At 66.0% G+C, this 19,933-nt stretch carries 22 protein-coding genes and 1 pseudogene; 20 read left to right on the top strand and 3 right to left on the bottom strand.

All coding sequences use genetic code 11. The features are described from left to right. Positions 1-321, top strand: coding sequence for a low molecular weight protein tyrosine phosphatase family protein (locus tag FLM21_RS02995; protein ID WP_148714143.1), 321 nt, complete (start codon positions 1-3; stop codon positions 319-321). 62 nt (positions 322-383) lie between these two features. Continuing rightward, on the top strand, positions 384-1,148 hold the full coding sequence (yaaA, locus tag FLM21_RS02990) for a peroxide stress protein YaaA (protein ID WP_148714142.1): 765 nt from the start codon (positions 384-386) through the stop codon (positions 1,146-1,148). 4 nt (positions 1,149-1,152) lie between these two features. Here the strand turns inward: yaaA and FLM21_RS02985 are convergent, their stop codons facing one another. The 3 genes from FLM21_RS02985 to FLM21_RS02975 form a co-directional block, all read right to left on the bottom strand. Beyond that, complete coding sequence (locus FLM21_RS02985; RefSeq protein ID WP_148714141.1) at positions 1,153-2,400, bottom strand: EAL and HDOD domain-containing protein; 1,248 nt, start codon at positions 2,398-2,400, stop codon at positions 1,153-1,155. Between the two features lie 65 nt (positions 2,401-2,465). Then, entirely contained in the window at positions 2,466-2,780 is a 315-nt protein-coding gene (locus FLM21_RS02980) for a hypothetical protein (RefSeq protein WP_148714140.1), read from the bottom strand. Position 2,781: 1 nt separating this feature from the next. After that, the gene (locus tag FLM21_RS02975; RefSeq protein WP_187360057.1) at positions 2,782-3,843 is read right to left on the bottom strand and encodes a LysR family transcriptional regulator; all 1,062 of its coding nucleotides are present in this window, start codon (positions 3,841-3,843) and stop codon (positions 2,782-2,784) included. 558 nt (positions 3,844-4,401) lie between these two features. Here FLM21_RS02975 and FLM21_RS02970 point away from each other — a divergent pair. The 18 genes and pseudogenes from FLM21_RS02970 to mobA form a co-directional block, all read left to right on the top strand. Then, a complete protein-coding gene (locus FLM21_RS02970) occupies positions 4,402-5,658 on the top strand; it encodes an ABC transporter substrate-binding protein (RefSeq protein ID WP_148714138.1) in 1,257 nt (418 codons plus the stop codon). Positions 5,659-5,739: 81 nt separating this feature from the next. After that, complete coding sequence (locus tag FLM21_RS02965; RefSeq protein ID WP_148714137.1) at positions 5,740-6,648, top strand: carbohydrate ABC transporter permease; 909 nt, start codon at positions 5,740-5,742, stop codon at positions 6,646-6,648. Between the two features lies 1 nt (position 6,649). Then, positions 6,650-7,477 carry a carbohydrate ABC transporter permease gene (locus FLM21_RS02960; RefSeq protein ID WP_148714136.1) on the top strand — a complete coding sequence of 276 codons (828 nt, stop codon included), beginning with the start codon at positions 6,650-6,652 and terminating at the stop codon, positions 7,475-7,477. A 317-nt stretch (positions 7,478-7,794) separates the two neighbouring features. Next, a complete protein-coding gene (locus FLM21_RS02955; RefSeq protein ID WP_148714135.1) occupies positions 7,795-8,886 on the top strand; it encodes an ABC transporter ATP-binding protein in 1,092 nt (363 codons plus the stop codon). A 249-nt stretch (positions 8,887-9,135) separates the two neighbouring features. Beyond that, positions 9,136-10,404, top strand: coding sequence for an ABC transporter substrate-binding protein (locus FLM21_RS02950; RefSeq protein ID WP_148714134.1), 1,269 nt, complete (start codon positions 9,136-9,138; stop codon positions 10,402-10,404). Between the two features lie 160 nt (positions 10,405-10,564). Beyond that, entirely contained in the window at positions 10,565-10,945 is a 381-nt protein-coding gene (locus FLM21_RS02945; protein WP_148714133.1) for a hypothetical protein, read from the top strand. Continuing rightward, positions 10,946-11,275 carry a hypothetical protein gene (locus tag FLM21_RS02940; RefSeq protein WP_148714132.1) on the top strand — a complete coding sequence of 110 codons (330 nt, stop codon included), beginning with the start codon at positions 10,946-10,948 and terminating at the stop codon, positions 11,273-11,275. Between the two features lie 124 nt (positions 11,276-11,399). Continuing rightward, a complete protein-coding gene (locus FLM21_RS02935; protein ID WP_148714131.1) occupies positions 11,400-12,125 on the top strand; it encodes a peptidylprolyl isomerase in 726 nt (241 codons plus the stop codon). 182 nt (positions 12,126-12,307) lie between these two features. Then, positions 12,308-12,946, top strand: a complete 639-nt coding sequence (locus FLM21_RS02930) for a hypothetical protein (protein WP_148714130.1) — start codon at positions 12,308-12,310, stop codon at positions 12,944-12,946. A 1-nt stretch (position 12,947) separates the two neighbouring features. Continuing rightward, on the top strand, positions 12,948-14,171 hold the full coding sequence (locus FLM21_RS02925) for a M15 family metallopeptidase (RefSeq protein ID WP_148714129.1): 1,224 nt from the start codon (positions 12,948-12,950) through the stop codon (positions 14,169-14,171). A gap of 2 nt (positions 14,172-14,173) precedes the next feature. After that, positions 14,174-14,971, top strand: a complete 798-nt coding sequence (locus tag FLM21_RS02920) for a hypothetical protein (protein WP_148714128.1) — start codon at positions 14,174-14,176, stop codon at positions 14,969-14,971. A gap of 140 nt (positions 14,972-15,111) precedes the next feature. Beyond that, positions 15,112-15,798 (top strand): GTP cyclohydrolase II, encoded by a 687-nt coding sequence (ribA, locus tag FLM21_RS02915; protein WP_148714127.1) that lies wholly within the window; start codon positions 15,112-15,114, stop codon positions 15,796-15,798. Between the two features lie 121 nt (positions 15,799-15,919). Beyond that, positions 15,920-16,924, top strand: coding sequence for a GTP 3',8-cyclase MoaA (gene moaA, locus FLM21_RS02910; protein WP_148714126.1), 1,005 nt, complete (start codon positions 15,920-15,922; stop codon positions 16,922-16,924). 26 nt (positions 16,925-16,950) lie between these two features. Beyond that, the gene (mobB, locus tag FLM21_RS02905; RefSeq protein WP_148714125.1) at positions 16,951-17,454 is read left to right on the top strand and encodes a molybdopterin-guanine dinucleotide biosynthesis protein B; all 504 of its coding nucleotides are present in this window, start codon (positions 16,951-16,953) and stop codon (positions 17,452-17,454) included. Beyond that, entirely contained in the window at positions 17,448-18,635 is a 1,188-nt protein-coding gene (locus FLM21_RS02900; protein WP_148714124.1) for a molybdopterin molybdotransferase MoeA, read from the top strand. The genes mobB and FLM21_RS02900 overlap by 7 nt, the downstream gene beginning before the upstream one ends. Before the next feature lie 7 nt (positions 18,636-18,642). Beyond that, entirely contained in the window at positions 18,643-18,897 is a 255-nt protein-coding gene (locus FLM21_RS02895; RefSeq protein WP_148714123.1) for a MoaD/ThiS family protein, read from the top strand. Next, positions 18,894-19,346: a molybdopterin synthase catalytic subunit MoaE gene (gene moaE / locus FLM21_RS02890; RefSeq protein WP_148714122.1), complete on the top strand. Its 453-nt coding sequence runs from the start codon at positions 18,894-18,896 to the stop codon at positions 19,344-19,346. Before FLM21_RS02895 ends, moaE begins: the two co-directional genes overlap by 4 nt. After that, positions 19,334-19,894, top strand: a pseudogene (gene mobA, locus FLM21_RS21200) (molybdenum cofactor guanylyltransferase MobA); the annotation flags it as partial. The gene moaE and the pseudogene mobA, both read left to right, overlap by 13 nt. Between the last annotated feature and the right edge of the window lie 39 nt (positions 19,895-19,933).

The raw sequence follows: 19,933 nt of genomic DNA, 5'->3' as shown, positions 1-19,933 counted from the left end.
ATGATCCGGGCGCTGTTCCTCTGCACCCACAACCGCCGCCGCAGCCCGACCGCCGAGCAGGTGTTCGCGCAGCGGCCGGGCGTGGACACCGATTCGGCCGGACTGGGCCACGATGCCGATGTGCTGCTCACCGCCGAGCAGATCGATTGGGCAACAGTGATCTTCGTGATGGAACGCAAGCACCGCAGCAAGCTGTCGCAACAGTTCCGCGCTCACTTGAATGGCAAGAAGGTGGTCTGCCTCGATATCCCGGACGACTACGGCTATTTGCAGGACGAACTCGTCACGCTGCTCGAACGCAAGGTGACACCCTACCTTTGACCGCGACCGGTGGCATCGCGCATCATCGCCCCGCGTTCCCCCACCCTCCAGAATCCGCCCCGATGTTGATGTTGATCTCTCCGGCCAAGTCGCTGGACTACGCCTCGCCGTTGCCGACCGGCCACCACACCCAGCCGCAATACCTGAAGCAGTCGAAAACGCTGGTCAAGCTGCTCAAGCCCATGGCGCCAGCCGAACTCTCCGCGCTGATGGAGATCTCCGACGAACTCGCCGTGCTCAATGCCGGGCGCTATCACGGCTGGAAACCGCCGTTCACGCCGGACAACGCCCGCGCCGCCGTGTTCGCCTTCAACGGCGACGTGTACGAGGGGCTCGATGCCTACAGCCTGGACGATAGCGAACGCCAGTATCTGGAGCGTCACCTGCGCATCCTGTCCGGGCTCTACGGTCTGCTGCAGCCGTTCGATCTGATCCAGCCCTACCGGCTGGAAATGGGCACCCGGCTTGCGAACGAACACGGCAAGGATTTGTATGCGTTCTGGGGAGAGACGTTGGCCAAGGCGGTGAACAAACAGGCGGACAAGGTGGTGGTCAACCTTGCCAGCGACGAATACTTCAAGTCGGTCGGCGCCCGTCGGGTGAAGCATCGGCTGGTGACGCCGGTGTTCGAGGATTGGAAGGGCGATCGCTACAAGATCATCAGCTTCTACGCCAAGCGGGCACGCGGCCTGATGGTGCGCTACGCGGCACAACGCGGCCTCACCGAGGTCGATGAGCTGAAGGCATTCGATCTCGACGGATACCGCTATGTGGCCGACGCCAGCAACACCGACACCTGGGTATTCCGCCGCCGGATGGCGGACTAAGCGCCTAGTTGACCATGCCGTCGCGGCCGATGGCCGCGGCCCATTGCAGAGCCTCCACCTGCAGCCGGTTCAGCACGCCGGTGCTGGCATCAGGGTGCTGCGCCAGCCAGCGCCCGATGGCGATGAGATCGCCGCGCTCCACCGCGATGGCCAGCGTCAGCAGTTCGGCCAGCGCGCCTTCGCCATCGCGCAATGCGGTCAGCACATCGCCAGCGAGATGCAGCTCCGCCAGCAATTCGCCGAGCGGGCGGGCAAACAACACATCGAGTAACGACAGCATGCCGACGAGGAAGGCCTTGTCACCCAGGCGCTTGTCCGCCGGCGCGCGCGCATGCGCCAGCAACTCCATGAAGCGGCCGCGCGTGGCGGAGGTATAGAGCAGCAGGTCGCCCTGGCCCTGCGCCGCCTGTTGCGCGTAGAGCAGGATCTGCAGCCAGCGATAGAGCTGGCGAAGACCCAGCATGGTGATGGCGTGCCGCACGCTGTGGATATGTACCGGCAGGCCGCTCGCCACCGAATTCACCAGCTTGAGCAGGCCCACCGCCAGATCCGGCGCCCGCTTGAGCGCGGCCTCGATCTCCTCGACCTCGGCATCGCCGCCGATCAGCGCCATCAGTTGCAGCAGCTGCCCCTCCACCGGCTGCAACCTGCGGCCGGACAGCACGGTCGGCCGGGCGTAGTGGTAACCCTGGTACAGATCGAATCCCAGGTCGTGGCAGCAGCGCTGCAGTTCCGGATCGCCCACCTTCTCCGCCAGCAGCTGCACCGGCCGCTGGCGCAGCTGCTGCACCAGGCCCGGCAGCTTGCCGGCAGGCACGCCGGGCAGGTCGACCTTGATGATGTCGACCATGGGCAACAAGGGCTCGTGCTGCGGCGAGACGGCGATCACGTCGTCCAGCGCCAGCCGGTAGCCAGCGGACTTGAGCTGGTGGCAGCGGGCGTACATTGTCTCGCTGAGCGGGATGGTCTCCAGCAGCTCCAGCACCACGCGTTGTGGTGGCAACAGCGCGATCACATCCGAATAGAGCAGCTCGGCGCTGACATTGATGAAGGCGAGCTTGTCCTCCAGCACGCCGGTCAGCCCCAGGTCGGTGAAGGCGTGACTGATCACACTGGCGCTGGCGGCAAGGCCATCCTCCACCTCGGCGCGGTTGGCGGTGCCATCGCGGAACAGCAGCTCGTAGGCAACGAGGTGCTGGTGGCGATCGACGATGGGCTGGCGGCCAAGGAAGAACGATTGCGCTTCGGGCATGGTGGTGGCGGGCGAAGGAATGGCTTCAGTCTAGACTGCCGCCCGGTCCGCAGCGCGCAGCGCGATCAACGGCCCACGTCGCAGCGCGGGCAGCGGTAGTAGCGGATGTAACAGTTGGTCGGGCAGAACTCGGTATGGGCACCGCAACGCTGGCAATGCCGCACGCGCTCGCGCCAGGCGCGCCGCCATCGACGCAGCCCGGAGCCCGCCAGCGAACAGCCCAATAGCGCGAGCATCACCGCCACGATGGCCGGCAGCCACACGAGGCTGGCCCTCGCGCCTTCGCTGCCGGCGATCAGCGCGGTGGTGGCGCAGACACCGGCCAGCAGCAGCGTGGCGGCCGCCTCGCTCAGGCGCTGGATGACTTGGGGATTGCTCATGTCAGCGGTACGCCGGGTAGAAGCTGCCGATGCGGGGGAAGCGCGGCGGCTCGGCGCACGGCACGTGGTCGTCGCCCCGCAACGGACGCATCGGCTGCACGGCAGCCAGGCGCGACAAGTCGACCGCCGCCCAGGTGTCGCGCCGCGCGTCGAACTCGGCCTTGAGCCCGCCACACAGCGCGTTGCGCAGCCAAACGTGCGCCGGATCGTGGTGACGCCGTGCATGCCAGTACAGCGACAGCGTCAATTGCGGCACATCGAACGGCAATGGCACCAGCCGCAGTCGCGGTCGGCCCTCGGTGGCGCTGCGCAGCACCAGTTCCGGCGCAGTCAGGATCAGATCGCTGTCGAGCAGCAGGTCGAACGCCGCCGTGCATTGCGACAGCTGCAGCCCGACGCGGCGCGTCTGCCCCAGCGCGACCAGGCGATCATCGACCATGCGGGAGAGCTCCTGGCCCAGCCGCAGCTGCAGTTGCGGCGCGGCGCAATAGCGTGCCAACGTCAGCTCGCCGCCCTCCAGGGCCGGGTGATCGGCGCGCAGCGCGCACATCATCCGGTCGCGACAGACCACGCGTTGGTAGACATCGGCCGGCGCATCGAACGCCAGGCCCAGCGCCAGATCCGGCCCGTCATCGGACATCGCCTCCAGGATGTGCGCTTCCCATGGCACCACGTCGAGTTCCAGCTGCGGCGCTTCGTACAGCACAGTACCGAGCACGGCGGGCAGCAGCGCGTGCTCAGCGCTGCCGGCACAGGCGACGCGGAAGCGGCCGCGCGCCGTGGCCGGGTTGAAATCCTGCGCCACCACCAGTTGGTCGATCTGACGCAGGATCACATTCAGCGGCTCGCGCAGCGCCTCGGCGCGTGGCGTCGGCGCCAGCTTGTTGGCGGCCCGCACGAACAGCGGATCGTCGAAGGCCTCGCGCAGCCGGCCGAGCGAACGGCTCATCGCCGACTGGGTCACGCCCAGCGTTTCGGCGGCACGCGTCACGCTGCCCTGCGTGAGCAGCGCCTGCAGGCTGAGCAGCAGGTTGAGATCGAGCTGGAGATTCGCAGCAAGCATGGTCATCCTCCGGGTGCCGCGGTGCGGCTTTTTTATGTAGTCATGCCCTAGGCAATACATTAAACCCTTTATGCCGTTCGGGCAGCACGGGCTGCATGCGCGCCACGCATGCAGCACATGCACCGCGCGCGAGGCGCCATGAAACACGCGGCTTTCGGCCGCACGCTCACCACACCCGCGCGGCCAACAGCACAATTCCGGCAAAGCCGACCTTGCCGCCCATCACCGGCAGGACGGTGGCGACGGCGTAGGCAGCCCGGCCGAACTACAGGCCGCCGTCATGCATGGCGTGCATTGCGGCAATGCGCCGCTGGCGCTGTGAAAGCCGTGAGTGGCATGCGCTAATGCATCGGCATCCTTCTGGGTGCTTCATCTGCACGTCTTCCATCCCCCTTGGCCCCGCCGCGTGCGGGGCTTTCTTTTTGCGGGAACGGTGCACCGCACCGCCATGCGCTGCGTGCATGGCCCGCATGCGCCGGTGGCGGTTCCGTTCGATGCCGGGCGATCCGTAGATTGAAAAACGCGCACCGACCCCGCGCTCAACAGGAGAGAGGAAGCATGAAACACAGCACCATCGCGCTCGTGATCGGCGCGCTTGTCGCCAGCGGCGCCGCCCAGGCCGACAAGACCCGCATCGAGTTCTGGACCATGAGCATGAAGCCGCGCTTCGAAGCCTATTTCCAGAACATCGAAAAGACCTACGAGGCGCAGAACCCCAACGTCGACATCGTCTGGACCGACCTGCCGTGGGACGTGATCCGCGCCAAGTTCACCGCCGCAGTCGCCGCGGGCCAGCCGCCCGCCCTTGCCAACCTCAATGTGCAATGGGCCTACGACTACGCGCAGACCGGCGCCATCGTACCGATCGATGCGCTGCTCGGCACCGACCGTGGCGTCTACATGCCTGGCGCACTGGCCGACGTGACCTGGGGCGGCAAGACCTACGCCTTCCCCTGGTACAACTCGGCCGACGTGATGGCGGTGAATGGCGCACTGTTCAAGAAGGCCGGGCTCGATCCGAAACAGCCCATCGCCAACCTCTCGGCCCAGCTCAAGGTGGCCAAGACCATCCGGCAGAAGGCCGGTGTTGCAGGCCTCGCGCCACGGCTCGGGCGCGTGGAGAGCATCTTCCTCGGCGAGGGCCTGCCGGTACTGGAAAACGGCAAGGCGGTGTTCAACTCGCCGCGCCATGTGGCGCTGTTGCGCGAGTTTGCCGATGCCTACAAGGCCGGCGCGCTGCTCAAGGACAACCTGTTTGCCGAGGACAACTTCCAGGTGTCGATCGCCGCCTACAACGGCGGCCGTCTGGCGATGCTGGAAACCACGCCACCTGCCATCGCCCGGGTGCGCGATGACGCGAAGGACATCTATGCCCAGACCGTGATGCTCCCGGTGCCGCCCGGTGCCACCGGCGTGGTCAAGGGTGGCTGGCTGATGGACTTCGTGGTGCCTCGCGGCGTCGATGCCAAGCTGCTGCCCGAGGTCGGCAAGTTCGCGCGCTTCCTCACCAACGATGCCAACCAGCTGGCGTTCTCCAAGGATACCGGCGGCACCTACCCCTCCACGCGCAAGGCCGCGCTCGACCCTTACTTTCAGCAATTGCCGGCCGATGCCGGCCCGCTGGAGCAGGCACGGGCCATCGGCGCGAAGAACCTCACCAACGTGCGCACGCTGGCCATCCTCGGCATCGACGATCCGGCCCCCCTCACCAAGCGCCTGCGTGAGGAAACCGAAGCCGCCGTCACCGGGCGCAAGGATGCCAAGGCCGCGCTCGACGCTGCCGTGGCGTTCTGGAATGCGCAGCTGAAGAAGTAACGCCAAGCAGTACGTCCGAAAAGCAAGACCACGCCGCCGCCGGATTTCTTTCAGATGCCCGGTGGCGGCCACGAGACCGCCATGTCCAAGCCCACGTTCAAACTCAATCCAAGCCGACACCATAGCTGGCGCGACGACGCGCGTGCCTGGCTGTTCCTCGCCCCCGCCCTCTTGGTGCTGCTGCTGTTCGCCTTCTGGCCGGTGGGCCTGGGGGCGATGCTCGCGTTCACCGAGGTGAACATTTTCGATCTGACCGCCTCGCGCTGGGTCGGGCTCGCCAACTTCCAGGCGCTGTGGGACGACCCGACCTTCATCGCCAGCGTCGTCAACACCTTGCTCTACCTGCTGGTGGTGCCGGTGATCCAGCTGGCCGCGCTGGCGCTGGCGGTGCTGGTGAACGCGCAACTGCCGGCGATGAAGCTGTTTCGCACCGCCTTCTTCGTGCCCGTGGTCACCTCGGTGTCGGTGGTCGGGATCATGTGGGGCTGGATGTACAACGAGGACGGCATGCTCAACCAGCTGCTGGCCTGGTTGCGGCTGATCGATGCGCCGATCGGCTGGCTCAGCGACGAGCGCATCGCGCTCTTTTCCGTCATGTTCGTCACCTTCTGGCGCGGCCTCGGCTACTACATGGTGCTCTACATCGCCGGGCTGCAGGCGCTGCCGCAGGAGGTGGAGGAAGCAGCCATGCTCGATGGCGCCAACCGCTGGCAGCGCTTCTGGCGCATCACCGTGCCGATGCTGCGGCCCACGCTGCTGCTGTGCACGCTGCTCTCCACGCTGGCGGCGATGAAGGCCTTCGAGGAAGTGGTGGTGATGACCGGCGGCGGCCCCATCGGCAGCACCTACACCCTGGCCTTCTACGCCTACGACCAGGGGTTCCGCGCCTTCGATTTCTCGCGCGCACTGGCCGCCAGCGCCGTGGTGTCGCTGATCGGCTTCGTGCTGGCGTGGATCAACTTCCGTTTCTTCCGCACCGAGGGCCGCTGACATGCATCTCGTCCGCACACTGCTGCTGTCGTGGGCGCCGCGTTACAGCCTGCTGCTGCTGGTGGCGCTGTTCACCACCTTCCCCTTTCTCTGGACGCTCTCCACCGCCCTCGGCGACGCCGGCAACATCTACGCCTTCCCGCCGCAACTGTGGCCCGAAGCACCGACGCTCAGGCACATCGAGGAAGCACGCCAGAGCATTCCGCTCGACCGCTTTTTCTGGAATTCGGTGCTGATCAGCGGCGCCACCGTTGCCGGCACGCTGGTGCTGGCGAGTCTCGCCGGCTATGCGCTGTCGGTGCTGCGGTTTCGCGGCCAGCGCCTGGTGTTCCTCGCTGTGCTCGCCACGCTGATTTTGCCCTCCGAGCTCAACATCATCGTCAACTTCATCACGCTGACGATGCTCAAGCTCACCAACAGCCACACCGGCGTGGTGCTGCCGCTACTCGCCAACGCCTTCGGCATTTTCCTCTTGAAGCAAGCCTTCGACGAGATTCCGGCCGAGATCTTCGACGCCGCGCGCATCGACGGCGCCAGCGAATGGCAGCTGTTCTGGCGCGTGGCCCTGCCACTGGCCGGCCCCGCGCTCGCTGCACTCGCGATCTTCACGCTGGTCGCCACCTGGAACGCCTACATCTGGCCCGCCGTGGTACTGCAAAGCCCCGACCAGTACCCCCTCGCCGTCGGTGTGCTGTACCTCTCCGGCACCTTCGCCGCCAAGACCCGCGTCATCGCCGCCGGCACCGTGCTCACCATCCTGCCGGTGCTGATCCTGTTCCTGCTCGCCCAGCGCTACTTCATGCGCGGGCTGGATGGGGCTGTGAAATGAGTAGGCCACTTGGCTACAAACGAGCCGGGGCTAAACCCTTCGTTGTGTGCTCCGTAAACCCAGATCGGGGTGCAAACGGCGGCACACAACTGGGTTTCTCCTCCCGTTTCGCAGCGCCTAGGGAGCGAAGCGAGACCTCGGGCTCGCGACCGACTGAGGGCAGCCCGGAGGGCCGCAGGCGCGGGTCGCCTTTTCTTTGGTTCGTTTCTTTTGGCGAAGCAAAAGAAATGAACCCGTCCGCCGGGCGGAACCGGCATCTGAACACCCGCGCCGCAGGCGCATAACACCGCATTCAAATATCGCAGAGGAACGCCACCATGGCCGCCGTCCACCTACGCAACATCCAGAAAGCCTACACCCGCGACCACTACATCATCCCCGGCCTCGATCTCGACATCGACGACGGCGAATTCATGGTGTTCGTCGGCCCTTCCGGCTGCGGCAAATCCACGCTATTGCGCATGATCGCCGGACTGGAGGACATCAGTGGCGGCGAGCTCACCATCGGCAACCTGTCCGCCAACGACATGCACGCCAGCAAGCGCGGCATCGCCATGGTGTTCCAAAGCTATGCGCTCTACCCGCACATGACGGTGGCGCAGAACATGGGCTTTGCGCTCAAGCTGGCCAAGGCGCCCAAGGACGAGATCGCCAGCCGCGTCGGCCGCGCCGCCGAGATCCTGCAGATCACCCACCTGCTCGATCGCAAGCCCAAGGCACTGTCGGGCGGCCAGCGCCAGCGCGTGGCGATCGGCCGCGCCATCGTGCGCGAGCCCAAGGTATTCCTGTTCGACGAGCCGCTGTCCAACCTCGATGCCTCGCTGCGGCTGCAGATGCGGGTGGAGCTCGCCAAGCTGCACCAGGAGCTCGGCACCACGATGATCTATGTCACCCACGACCAGGTCGAAGCGATGACGCTGGGTGATCGCATCGCCGTGTTCAACGCCGGCCGCATCGAGCAGCTGGGCACGCCGCTGGCGCTGTACGAGGAACCGCGCAACCTGTTCGTCGCGGGCTTTCTCGGCTCGCCGCGAATGAACCTGTTGCCGGCTACGCTGGTCGGCAACGACGCCGGCGGCGCCACCGTGCGGCTGGCACTCAGCGCCATCGCCACCCGGCGCGATGCACGGGCGCTGCCGGTCACCACCAGCGTCACACTCGGCATCCGCCCCGAACACATCGCGCTGGTCGATGCCGGCCACCCCGATGCCATCGCCGCGCGGGTCGATCTGGTCGAGCACCTGGGCGACACCCTGCTCGGCTATGTGGAAATCGCCGGCGTGGACGGCTTCGTCACCGTAAAGCTGCCAGCCCACGCCCAGCTTGGCGCCACCGTCCATCTGGCCTTTCCCGCCGCCCGCTGCCATGTGTTCGACGCAGATGGCCACGCGCTTACGCGAGTGGCATGAGCTGGCCGAAAGCAACGCGTTTCAAACAGGTTTCAACATGCTTGCTGCAAGCTTTGCCCTCGCCCCTCCACAACGCAACACCGGCATATTTACGGATAATCAACGTCTTATCTGCGAAGAAGGCGTGACAACGGCATGGCCAGCGTGGCAGAATGCGACCCAAAGGCTGACAAGACAAGCAAGCACACCTCGCCGTTCCGCCGTGCTCACGACGCAGCCGCGCCATCACTATCCCCTTGGAGTTGTTGCATGAAACCGACCCGTGCGGTCCTCGTGGCCTGCGCGCTGTTCGCCAGCGCCGCCGTCCACGCCGAGAAAACGCGTATCGAATTCTGGACCATGAGCTTGAAACCCAAGTTCGACGGCTATTTCCAGAAGCTCGAGCAGGATTACGAGCGCGCCAATCCCAATGTGGACATCGTCTGGGTCGACCATCCGTGGGACAAAATCCAGGCCCGGCTGCTGGGCGCGATCGCCATCTCGCAGCCGCCCGCCCTCGTCAACCTCAACGTCGAATGGGCGTACGACCTAGCGCAGCGTCACGACATCGTGCCGCTCGACAGCCTGCTCGGCGCCGATCGCAGCCGCTACATGCCGGGGGCGCTGGCCGACGTGACCTTCGACGGCAAGACCTACGCCTTCCCCTGGTACAACGGCGTATCGGTGCTGGCGGTGAATACCGAGCTGTTCCAGAAGGCCGGGCTTGATCCGAAGAAACCGCTGAAGACGCTGGACGAGCAGCTCGCCGCCGCGCGCGTGATCAAGCAGAAGACCGGCGTGGCCGGCTTCGCCCCCGAACTCGGGCTGCCGGTGCGCATCTTCCTCGCCGAAGGCCTGCCGCTGACGCAGAACCGCCAAGCCGTGTTCAACTCACCGCGCCATGTGGCGTTGCTGGAAAAATACGCCGCCGCCTATCGCGACGGCGCACTGCCGCGCGAGAAGGCGCTGCTGTTCACCGAGGACAACTTCCAGGCCGCCATCGGCGCCTACAACACCGGCAAGCTCGCCATGCTGGAAACCGCGCCCACCGCGCTCACCCGGGTGAAGGACGAAGGGAAGGCGGTGTATGGCAAGACCGATGTGCTGCCGGCGCCGCAAGGCCCCACCGGCGTGGTCAAGGGCGGCTGGCTGTTCAACTTCGCCGTGCCGCGCGGCGTGAACCCCAAGGCCCTGCCGGAAGTGGCCAAGTTCGCCAAGTTCCTGACCAACGATGCCAACCAGCTGGGCTTCTCCAAGGCCACCGGCGGCACCTACCCGTCCGTGCGCCAGGCCGCGCTCGATCCCTTCTTCCAGCAGCTGCCGGCCAACGCCGGCGCCGTGGAAAAGGCCCGCGCCATCGGTGCGCGCAACCTTGCCAACGTACGTACGCTGACGCTGCTGGGGATCGACGATCCGGAACCGCTCTACCGTAAGCTGCGCGAGGAAGTGGAATCGGCCGTCACCGGCCGCAAGAGCGCCAAGGCTGCGCTCGATGCGGCGGCGGCATTCTGGAATGCCAAGCTGGCCGGGGCGCGCTGATATCGGCGCAACGCGGCAAAGGCCGACTCTCGCAGTCGGCCCATGGAAAATCGCAGTCGACTTGGCAGCAAGTCGGCTGTTGCAGAACCAGGCGGGAATGCCCGCTTATGCCTGCTCATGCTTGTGGTGCACAAACTGGTTGCTCACTTGCGCCACGGCCGTGCCTGACAAGCTCTATCACCAGCTTTGCAGACTGCCAATCAATGTCTCCCGTCCGTCAGACCTCTATGCCTATGAGGCACATGACGACGGGGCCCACTGCCGCGTGATCTATCACCTGGCCGGAAAGATCCTGTCTGGCCCTGACGCATGGCGGGGCGATGCAGGGGTTGGCAAGGTGCTGGTATACAGTGCAGCAGCAGCGGCACCCCATCAGGTTGGCATGGTGGTGGTTCCCAGTCGCCAAACCTTCGACGCAAGGCCGCAATATCCGGCGCACGAAGACAACGAACTTCTCCAAATCGACTTGCGATTGTTTGTGCCGCACCCCGATTCAGCAGCAGCGAAAACCAAGACAAACCCGTTGGATCAGCCCCCGTAAATGCCGCTCTATACATTCATCCTGGAATTTGAGGGCGGAACCTATCTATCTCAGGTCGTCGCCCAGTCCTTTGTCCAGGCCCCAGTGGCATGGGCAGACGAGCTCGTTCCAGGTGAGATCAAAGGGATGCGTGAAACATCGCTGAATGAATTGCGTATTGCGACACAGGGCTCGGCGCCCGTGCCGCTGAACGGGCTGCAACGCGCATGGTGCTTTTCCACCCTTGTCCGAGGACGCCTCGCACTGGTTCATTTTGTCGAGACAAGCGAGCCAGGCGCCAGCAAGCCGGCCCCATCCGCACCCCAGCTCGACCATCAACCACTACGGTGACCTCTCAGGATCACCGGCTATTCGCGCTCGACCGTCCAAAGTCGTGCTGCCCCACTCAAGCGAGTACAATCGCCCCATCGGCCGTCCTTGTGGACGGCCTCTTCATGTCAGCCCAGGAGCCCCCATGGCCATTACCGTCAACGGCGTCGCCATCGACGAAGCCGAACTCAACGCCGCCATCGCCCAGGCACAGGATGCACCGGGCGCGCGCGATGCGCTGACCCAGGAATTCATCCTGCGCGAGCTGCTCACCCAGGAAGCGCGCAAGCACGGCATCGCCGCCGATGACAGCGACGAGGCGATCAACACGCTGCTGCAACAGGAAATCAAGGTGGCCCCGCCCACCGAGGCCGATGCCCGCTCCTTCTACGAGAACAATCCGCAAAGCTTCGTGCGCGGCGAGCAGGTCGAGGCCGCCCACATCCTGTTCGCGATCGAAGACGCCGCCAGCGCGCCGCTGGTGCGCGCCAAGGCCGAACGCGTACTGGCCGACGTGAAAGCCGCGCCGTTCACCTTCAGCGCCGTGGCGCGCGAGCAATCGTCCTGCCCATCCAAGGCGCAGGGTGGCGAGCTCGGCAGCTTCGGCCGCGGCCAGATGGTGCCCGAGTTCGAGGCCGCCGCATTCGCGCTGAACGAAGGCGAGATCAGCCCGGAGCTGGTGGAAACCCAGTTCGGCTATCACATCATCAAGGCCGGCAAGAAGCAGTCCGGCGAGCCGGTGGGCTTTGAGGAAGTGAAGGATCGCTTGGCCCAGTTCCTGGTCGAGATGGCCCAGCGCCAGGCCATGAACGAGTACCTGCAAGGCTTGGTGAAGACCGCGACGATTGAAGGCTACGCACTGCCGGCGTAAGCCAGCAGCACCCGCCGCAACGCCCCGCTCAGCGGGGCGTTTGCTTTGGTGGCGGGTGGATGCATGCATATGATGTTTTGCTGGTTCATAACGATTGTCAGAAGCAACACGTCATTTTTGCAAAAGCGACTAGGGTGCAGGCAGATGCATGCCTCCGACATGGTCATGCATGGAGGATTGCCATGCCCCTGCCCCTCATCGGCGCCGTGCTCAGCGCCATTGCTCCACAACTCGCCAAGCGCGGTCTCGACCTGCTCAGCGGCATCTTCCGCGGTGCCATTGACCAGGGTGCCGAGCAGGTGACCGAGCTGATCAAGGAAAAGACCGGTATCGACATCGCTGATGTCGCCGACAACAAGCTCACCGACGACCAGTGGCTGCAGCTCAAGCAGTTCGAGCTCGACAACCAAGCGCAATTGATCGCCTGGCGCCAGCAGATCGATGCGCACGAACTGGAGATGGAAAAGCTGCGCGCCGCCGATCTGCAGGATGCGCGCGCCACCGGCAGCAAGCGCGATGACAACGACGATCCGCTGGTACGCCGCTTCACCTACCACTACGCCTACCTGATCACCGGCCTGACCTTCGTCTTCATCGTGCTCGCCATCCTGCTGCCCTTCCTGTTCAGCGCGAACGAGCTGCCACGCGATTCGGCGCAGATCATCAATACCGTGGTCGGCTTCCTGCTCGGCGTGGGCCTCTCCACCATCATCCAGTACTTCTACGGCTCCAGTCGCGGCAGCAGCAACAAGCAAAAACAGCTGGACGAGCTGACGCAGCGCATGGCGGCCAGCCGGCTCGATCACGAGGGAGGGCGCTGACATGGGGCTCAACCGGGAACAGGCCATCTTTCTGCAGCACGTTGCCGAACTGATCCGCAAAGCGCCGGACCTGGGCCTGACGCTGACGGCGGGCGAGCTCTACCGCACGCCGGAGCAGCAGGCGCTGCACGTGAAGAACGGCCGCAGCCAGACCATGAACAGCCAGCACCTCAAGCGCCTGGCCATCGACCTCAACTTCTTCGAGACCACGCCGGACGGCAAGCTCAACCTCGTCTACGACAGCGATGCGGTGCGCCAGCTGGGCGCGTTCTGGGAGAGCCTCGATGCCGCCAACCGTTGGGGCGGCAACTGGCAAAGCTTCAAGGATGCCCCGCACTTCGAACGGCGCGAAGCCGCCGCTGCCCCGGCCGCGCGGCCGGCCCCGCCAGCGGTTGTCGAAACGGTAGAGGTACCGCCCGCGCCGACCCGCGGGCTGGCGCTGCTGGCCGACACGGTCGGCTTTCGCGCCCGCAACCAGCACGCCGATGTGGAGACGCTGCAGCGGCTGCTCAACCTCAATGCAGGCCGCTTTGCCCTCGCCACTCCGCTCAAGGCCGACGGCATCATCGGCGAGAAGACGATGAACGCACTGCGTGCCTTCCGCCTCGCCGTGCTCGGCGTCGACGAAGCCGACGTGGTGGTCAAGCCACGCGATGCCACGCTGGCGGGTCTCTGCATGGCGCTGCCCAAGGCGTGGGATGCCATGCTCTGCGCCCTGGCGTACCTGAATGCCGCCGACGCGGTGACCGAGGCCTTCGCCGGGCCGATTGCCGACACCATGGTGGCCTACGACATCAACACGCCATTGCGGCAGGCGCATTTCCTCGCCCAGATCGGCCACGAAAGTGGTGAGCTGCGCTTTCGCGAAGAGCTCGCCAGCGGCGCTGCCTACGAAGGTCGGCGTGACTTGGGCAACACCCAGCCCGGCGACGGCGTGCGCTACAAGGGCCGTGGGCTGATCCAGCTCACCGGCCGTGCCAACTACGGCGACTATGCACGCAGCAACCGCTTCGGGGTCGACGTGCTGGAACAGCCCGCCCTTGTCGCCAGCGATGATCGGCTGACGGTCGATGTGGCCGGCTGGTACTGGGACAAGCGACGCATCAACGCACTGGCCGATCGCGACGACATCGAGGCCGTCACCCGCGCCATCAACGGCGGGCTCAACGGCCTGCCCGATCGCAAGCGCCTGCTGGCGCGTACCCGCACACTACTCGGAGCCTGACGATGGGCGAACCTGGGAAGATTGGTGGCTGGCTCGATGCCTCGACCAAGGGCATTTCCCTCTTCTCGCTCGCCATCGCAGCCTATGCGGCATGGCGCGCATTGCCGCTGGACCAAGAAGTGAAACGGTTGAGCCAGGTTGCCGAGGAGCAACGCCAGCGCACCGTGGAGCTCGACAACCAGCTCAAGCAGGCCAACGCCGAGCTGCAGCGCGCGGAATCAGAACGCAAGCTCACGCTGGAGCTCTACAAGGAAGTGCAGGCGGTGCTGGCGCTCGATCGCAAGGACCCGCGCCGCGAGGACGCGGTCCGCGTGCTGGTGGAATCGCTGGCCGACGATCCGTTCCGCTGGAAGCTGCTACAGGCACTGGCAGTCGGTGCGTCGAGTGAGGACGTGCAGCGCAAAGCCGGCACCACCGCCAGCTTCTACCGCGATGAAGCGGTGAACGCCGTTGCCCCGGCCACCAGCACGGCGCCAGCCGAATCCGGCCAGGCCTATGGCAGCTACAACGTGGACTTTTTCCACTGCGAGCGCGGCGGCGAAGCCACCCGTACCGCGGCGAATGCCGCGCTGAGCCTGCGCCCCGCCGGCAGCACGGCGCGCTGGCGCCCTCGACTGCTGCCGGACGAAATCAACCTGCAACCCGGCTACCGCATCAGCGGCAGGCTGATCCGCTACAACCCTGACGAAGCGGACGCGGCCAAACGACTCGCTGCAGCGCTGGCCAAGCAGGGGCAACCATTCCAGCTGATGCAGATCGGCTATCCCACGCCACGTTATCTAAGTGTTTTCTTCTGTTGATTATATTTTTTAGACTAATTTGAACTAACAAGGCAGAATCGACGGCGTACGCTTTGGGGTTGCGCTGTCCGTTTTCGGCATGCCGCTTGAAGAAGCGGCCGGGCGCAACCATGTGTTGTTGCATAACCTCCAGGCCTGCCATGTCCCACCCCACCGACACCCTCACCGACGACCAACGCCTTGCCGCTGCCGGCCACGGGGTGCTGTGCGCCAGCGACGGTGAGCTGCTCGCCGACAAGGTGGCCTCTGCCCGCCTGCCCACGCGCCATGGCGAATTCATCTCCCACGTGTACCGCGCCCGCCTCGATGGCGTCGAGCATGTGGCGCTGGTCAAGGGCGACGTTTCGGGCGATCTGCCGGTATTGGTACGGCTGCATTCCGAATGCCTGACCGGCGACGTGTTCGGCTCCTTGCGCTGCGACTGCGGCGAGCAATTGGAGCTGGCACTGGCGCGGATCGAGCGCGAAGGCCGCGGCGTACTGCTCTACCTGCGTGGCCAGGAAGGGCGCGGCATCGGCATCACCCACAAGATTCGCGCCTATGCGCTGCAGGACGATGGGCTCGACACCGTCGAGGCCAACGCCGCGCAGGGCCTGCCGATCGACGCGCGCAGCTATGAAGCCGCCGCCGCCATCCTGCGTGACTTGGGCGTATGCACCGTGCGCTTGATGAGCAACAATCCGCGCAAGCTTGCTGCATTGGAAGCGGCCGGTATCGCAGTCGCCCGGCGCGAAGCGCACGAGATCGCCGCCAACCGCGAGAACCGCGTGTACCTGGAAACCAAGCGCAGCAAGCTGGGCCACCTGCTGCGGCTGGAAAAGCCCTGATCCGGCAACAGTCCACGCGCATCGGCGCGATGCTGCGCTAAGGCCCTTACCCGATGCCACGGTGTATGCTGCTGCGCATACGCTGTCGTTACCGGTCTGACCCGGATTCGCCGCTTTCGCCGTGCACGCTCTCGCCCATCCTTCCGCCTCCCCTGCCTTGATCGACCGCTACGGCCGCCAGATCAGGTATCTGCGCGTCTCGGTCACCGACCGCTGCGACCTGCGCTGCAGCTACTGCCTGCCCAAGGGCCACACCAGCTTCGAGGAGCCGGCACACTGGCTCAGCTTTGTTGAGCTGGAACGGCTGATCGGTGCATTCGCCCGCCTGGGCGTGGCCCGGGTGCGGCTCACCGGCGGCGAACCGCTGCTGCGGCGCGATCTGCCGCAGCTCGCCGGCCGACTCAAGGCGCTGGGCCTTGCCGACCTGTCGCTGTCGACCAATGCCACTCAGTTGGCCCGCCACGCAGAGGCGCTGAAGGCCGCTGGCGTCGATCGCATCAATGTCAGCCTCGATACCCTCGATCGTGGCTGTTTCGAGCACATCACCGGCCGCGATGCCTACGCTCAGACCATGGACGGGCTGATGGCCGCCAAGGCGGCGGGGCTGGCGCCGATCAAGCTCAACATGGTGGCAATGCGCGGCGTGAACGAGCACGAGATCGCCCGCATGGCCGAGTTCTGTTTCGAGCACGGCTTCATCCTGCGGCTGATCGAGACCATGCCGATGGGCGACACCGGCCGCAACGCGCAATACCTGGATCTCGGCCCGGTGCGCGACACGCTGGTCGCGCAGTTCGGGCTGCTGCCCGAGGCGCTGGAGCTGGGTGGTGGCCCGGCACGCTACTGGCGTACCGTTGACGGTGCTGGCCGCATCGGCTTCATCACCCCGATCTCGCAGCACTTCTGTGCCAGCTGCAACCGGGTACGACTCGCCGTCGATGGCACGCTCTACCTGTGCCTGGGCCAGGAAGCCAAGTTCGAGTTCCGGCCCTTGCTGCGCGGCGGCGCGACCGATGCCGAGCTTGAGGCAGCGATCCGCCATGCGATCGATCTCAAGCCCGAGCGGCACGAGTTCACCGAGCAGCCGACGAAGATCATGCGCTTCATGTCGCAGACGGGAGGCTGAACCATGCATTTCCTTTTCCGGCGTGGATGTTGAGTCCGCGCGCCTTCGGCCTCGCCGGTTGGTCCGGCGCCGGCAAGACCACGCTGCTCGAAGCGCTGATAGCCGAGTACGCCCGCCGCGGTATCGTGGTCAACGCCATCAAGCATTCGCACCACGATATCCCGCTGGAGCCGCCGCATAAGGACAGCGCCCGGCTGCGCGCGGCCGGGGCGGGTGAGGTGGCCGTCGTGTCGCCGTACCGCTACGCCATCGTCCACGAGCTACGCGCCGAATCCGAACCATCACTGGCCGAAATACTGGCGCGCCTGGCGCCGGCCGAGCTGACGCTGGTCGAGAGCTACAAGCATGCCAAGTGCCCGAAGCTCGAGGTATGGCGTGCCGCGGTGGGCCAGCCTATGCTCTGGCCGGATGACGGCTCCATCGTCGCGATTGCCAGCGACGATGCCGTCGCCACCACGCTGCCGCGTTTCGGCTTGACCGAAATTGCGGCCCTTGCCGATTTCATTCTGCTGCACGCTGCCCCATGCTGACCGTCGAACACGCCCTGGAACAACTGACCGCCGCCGCCCGCCGCATCACTGAAACCGAACGCCTGCCGCTGACGCAGGCGCTGGGCCGGGTGCTGGCGCACGATCTGATCTCGCCACTGGCGGTGCCCGGTTTCGACAACAGTGCGATGGATGGCTATGCGCTGCATGTGCCGGATTTCGCTGCGCCGCCGGCGCAGTACATCGTCACCCAGCGTATCGCCGCCGGCGCTGTCGGCCAGGCCCTGCAGCCTGGCGAGGCGGCGCGCATCTTCACCGGCGCACCGATCCCACCAGGGGCCAATGCGGTGGCGATGCAGGAGGATTGCACGCTGCTGGGCGACCAGGTCCAGGTCAGCAGCCCATTGCGCCATGGCCAGCACATCCGCCGTGCCGGCGAGGATGTGGCGGCCGGCGGCATCGTGGTCGCGGCCGGGCGGCGGCTGTCGGCGGCCGAACGCGGCCTGATCGCCGCGGTGGGCCTGGCCGAGGTGGAGGTGCTGCGGCCGTTGCGAGTGGCACTGCTGTGCACCGGCGATGAACTGGTCGAGCCGGGCCAGCCGCTGGGGCCGGGGCAGATCTACAACTCAAATCGCTACCAGCTGGTGCAACTGCTGCAGGCGCTGGGCTGTGTGGTGACCGACTATGGCATCGTCGCCGATGAGCTGGCCTTGACCACGCGTATCCTGCGCGAAGCCGCCGCAGACCATGATGTGGTGCTGAGCACCGGTGGCGTGTCGGTCGGCGAGGAAGACCACGTGCGTGCGGCGCTGGAAACCAACGCCTGGCTGGCGATGTGGAAGATCGCCATCAAGCCCGGCAAGCCGTTCGCCTTCGGCCGGGTCGGCGAGGCCGACTTCATCGGCCTGCCAGGCAATCCGGTCTCCACCTTCGTTACCTTCGTGCTGCTGGTGCGCCCGTTCCTGCTGGCGCGGCTCGGCGTGAGCGAGACGCTGCCGCATCTGTGGCTGCCAGCGCGGTTCGAGCGGCGCCGTGCCGGCGACCGACGCGAATACCTGCGGGTGCGGCTGGAGCATGGCCACGCCGTGCCCTATGCCAACCAGAGCTCTGGCGTGCTCACCTCGGTGGCCTGGGCCGAAGCGCTGGCCATCGTACCGGAAGGCCAGTGCATCGAGGAAGGCGACCCGGTGCGCATCCTGCCGCTGGCGCTGCTGACGCAATGAGGTGGAGATGAAGACCTTGCACCTCGTCTACTTTGCCCGCCTGCGCGAAGCCTTCGGCTGCAGCGGCGAAACGGTGAGCACCGAAGCCGCCACCGCGGCGGCGCTGGTGGCCGAACTGGCCGCGCGCGGCGGCGCCTGGGCCGAGGAGCTGGCCGGGCAACGGCTGTTCCGCCTTGCCATCAACCAGGAAATGGCGCAGCAGGGCGACCCGCTGCCCGATGGCGCCGAAGTGGCGCTGTTCCCGCCGGTGACCGGCGGATGAACCGGGTGCGCATCGTGGTCGGCCCCGAGCGGTTCGACCTGGGCCACGAATACGCAGCGCTGACAGCGAACGATGTAGACAGCGGCGCCGTGGTCGCCTTCGTCGGCCGGGTGCGCGACTTCGGCCTCGATTCCCGGCTGACGCTGGAACACTACCCCGGCATGACCGAGAAGACGCTGGCGGCGATCGTGGCCCAGGCAGAAGCGCGCTGGCCGCTGACGGCGGTGACAGTGATCCACCGGGTGGGCGAACTCGCCGCAGCGGACGAGATCGTGCTGGTGCTGACAGCCAGCGGGCACCGCAGGGCGGCGTATGAGGCAAACGCCTTTATCATGGACTACCTGAAGACCGAAGCGCCGTTCTGGAAGCTGGAGCACAGCGCGGCCGGGCGGTGCTGGGTCGAGGCCAAGGCCAGTGACGAGGCCGACAAGAACAGATGGAGCGAGTAGTGCGCAAGATCGATGCAGTCATCCTCGCGGGCGGACAGGGCCTGCGCATGGGCGGTCAGGACAAGGGGCTGGTCGAGCTCGCCGGCCGGCCGCTGGTGGCCTGGTCCATCGACGCACTGTTGCAGCAGCAGCCGCGGCCGGACCAGATCCTGATCTCCGCCAACCGCCACCTGGCCGAATACGCCCGCTTCGGCCACCCGGTGCTGCACGACGTGCACGACGGCTACCCCGGTCCGCTGGCCGGCATCCATGCCGCACTGCTCGCCTCGCCGGCCGAACTGATGCTGGTGGTGCCATGCGATGTGCCGTTCCTGCCCGGCGACCTGCTGCAGCGCCTGCTCGACGGCATCGGTGACGCCCCCGTCGCCGTGGCACAAAGCGAGAATGGCCGGCTGCATCCGACCACCTGCCTACTGCGGCGTGGCGTGCTGCTGTCGCTGACCGAGCGTCTCAACTGCAAGGAACTCAAGGTGGCGGACTGGATTGCCACGCTCAAGCCCGCTTACGTGGAATTCCCCGATACCGCCTTCGCCAATGTGAACACGCCCGAAGAGCTGGCGGCCTGCCATGAACGCGTCGGCAACGCG

The sequence above is a fragment of the Chitinolyticbacter meiyuanensis genome (assembly GCF_008033135.1).
GTDB lineage: Bacteria > Pseudomonadota > Gammaproteobacteria > Burkholderiales > Chitinibacteraceae > Chitinolyticbacter > Chitinolyticbacter meiyuanensis.
The sequence above is the reverse complement of the archived record's forward strand: the minus strand, read 5'-3'. Positions and strand labels throughout refer to the sequence as shown.

What these genes read in the sequence shown, in the direction of transcription:
- FLM21_RS02965 (WP_148714137.1), top strand. Translation starts at nt 5,740, where the DNA reads ATGTCCAAGCCCACGTTCAAACTCAATCCAAGCCGACACCATAGCTGG.
- FLM21_RS02940 (WP_148714132.1), top strand. Translation starts at nt 10,946, where the DNA reads ATGCCGCTCTATACATTCATCCTGGAATTTGAGGGCGGAACCTATCTA.
- FLM21_RS02895 (WP_148714123.1), top strand. Translation starts at nt 18,643, where the DNA reads ATGAAGACCTTGCACCTCGTCTACTTTGCCCGCCTGCGCGAAGCCTTC.
- FLM21_RS02935 (WP_148714131.1), top strand. Translation starts at nt 11,400, where the DNA reads ATGGCCATTACCGTCAACGGCGTCGCCATCGACGAAGCCGAACTCAAC.
- FLM21_RS02985 (WP_148714141.1), bottom strand. Translation starts at nt 2,400, where the DNA reads ATGCCCGAAGCGCAATCGTTCTTCCTTGGCCGCCAGCCCATCGTCGAT.
- FLM21_RS02930 (WP_148714130.1), top strand. Translation starts at nt 12,308, where the DNA reads ATGCCCCTGCCCCTCATCGGCGCCGTGCTCAGCGCCATTGCTCCACAA.
- FLM21_RS02955 (WP_148714135.1), top strand. Translation starts at nt 7,795, where the DNA reads ATGGCCGCCGTCCACCTACGCAACATCCAGAAAGCCTACACCCGCGAC.
- FLM21_RS02970 (WP_148714138.1), top strand. Translation starts at nt 4,402, where the DNA reads ATGAAACACAGCACCATCGCGCTCGTGATCGGCGCGCTTGTCGCCAGC.
- FLM21_RS02995 (WP_148714143.1), top strand. Translation starts at nt 1, where the DNA reads ATGATCCGGGCGCTGTTCCTCTGCACCCACAACCGCCGCCGCAGCCCG.
- yaaA (WP_148714142.1), top strand. Translation starts at nt 384, where the DNA reads ATGTTGATGTTGATCTCTCCGGCCAAGTCGCTGGACTACGCCTCGCCG.
- FLM21_RS02975 (WP_187360057.1), bottom strand. Translation starts at nt 3,843, where the DNA reads ATGCTTGCTGCGAATCTCCAGCTCGATCTCAACCTGCTGCTCAGCCTG.
- FLM21_RS02980 (WP_148714140.1), bottom strand. Translation starts at nt 2,780, where the DNA reads ATGAGCAATCCCCAAGTCATCCAGCGCCTGAGCGAGGCGGCCGCCACG.
- mobB (WP_148714125.1), top strand. Translation starts at nt 16,951, where the DNA reads ATGTTGAGTCCGCGCGCCTTCGGCCTCGCCGGTTGGTCCGGCGCCGGC.
- FLM21_RS02950 (WP_148714134.1), top strand. Translation starts at nt 9,136, where the DNA reads ATGAAACCGACCCGTGCGGTCCTCGTGGCCTGCGCGCTGTTCGCCAGC.
- FLM21_RS02960 (WP_148714136.1), top strand. Translation starts at nt 6,650, where the DNA reads ATGCATCTCGTCCGCACACTGCTGCTGTCGTGGGCGCCGCGTTACAGC.
- moaE (WP_148714122.1), top strand. Translation starts at nt 18,894, where the DNA reads ATGAACCGGGTGCGCATCGTGGTCGGCCCCGAGCGGTTCGACCTGGGC.
- FLM21_RS02900 (WP_148714124.1), top strand. Translation starts at nt 17,448, where the DNA reads ATGCTGACCGTCGAACACGCCCTGGAACAACTGACCGCCGCCGCCCGC.
- FLM21_RS02925 (WP_148714129.1), top strand. Translation starts at nt 12,948, where the DNA reads ATGGGGCTCAACCGGGAACAGGCCATCTTTCTGCAGCACGTTGCCGAA.
- FLM21_RS02920 (WP_148714128.1), top strand. Translation starts at nt 14,174, where the DNA reads ATGGGCGAACCTGGGAAGATTGGTGGCTGGCTCGATGCCTCGACCAAG.
- ribA (WP_148714127.1), top strand. Translation starts at nt 15,112, where the DNA reads ATGTCCCACCCCACCGACACCCTCACCGACGACCAACGCCTTGCCGCT.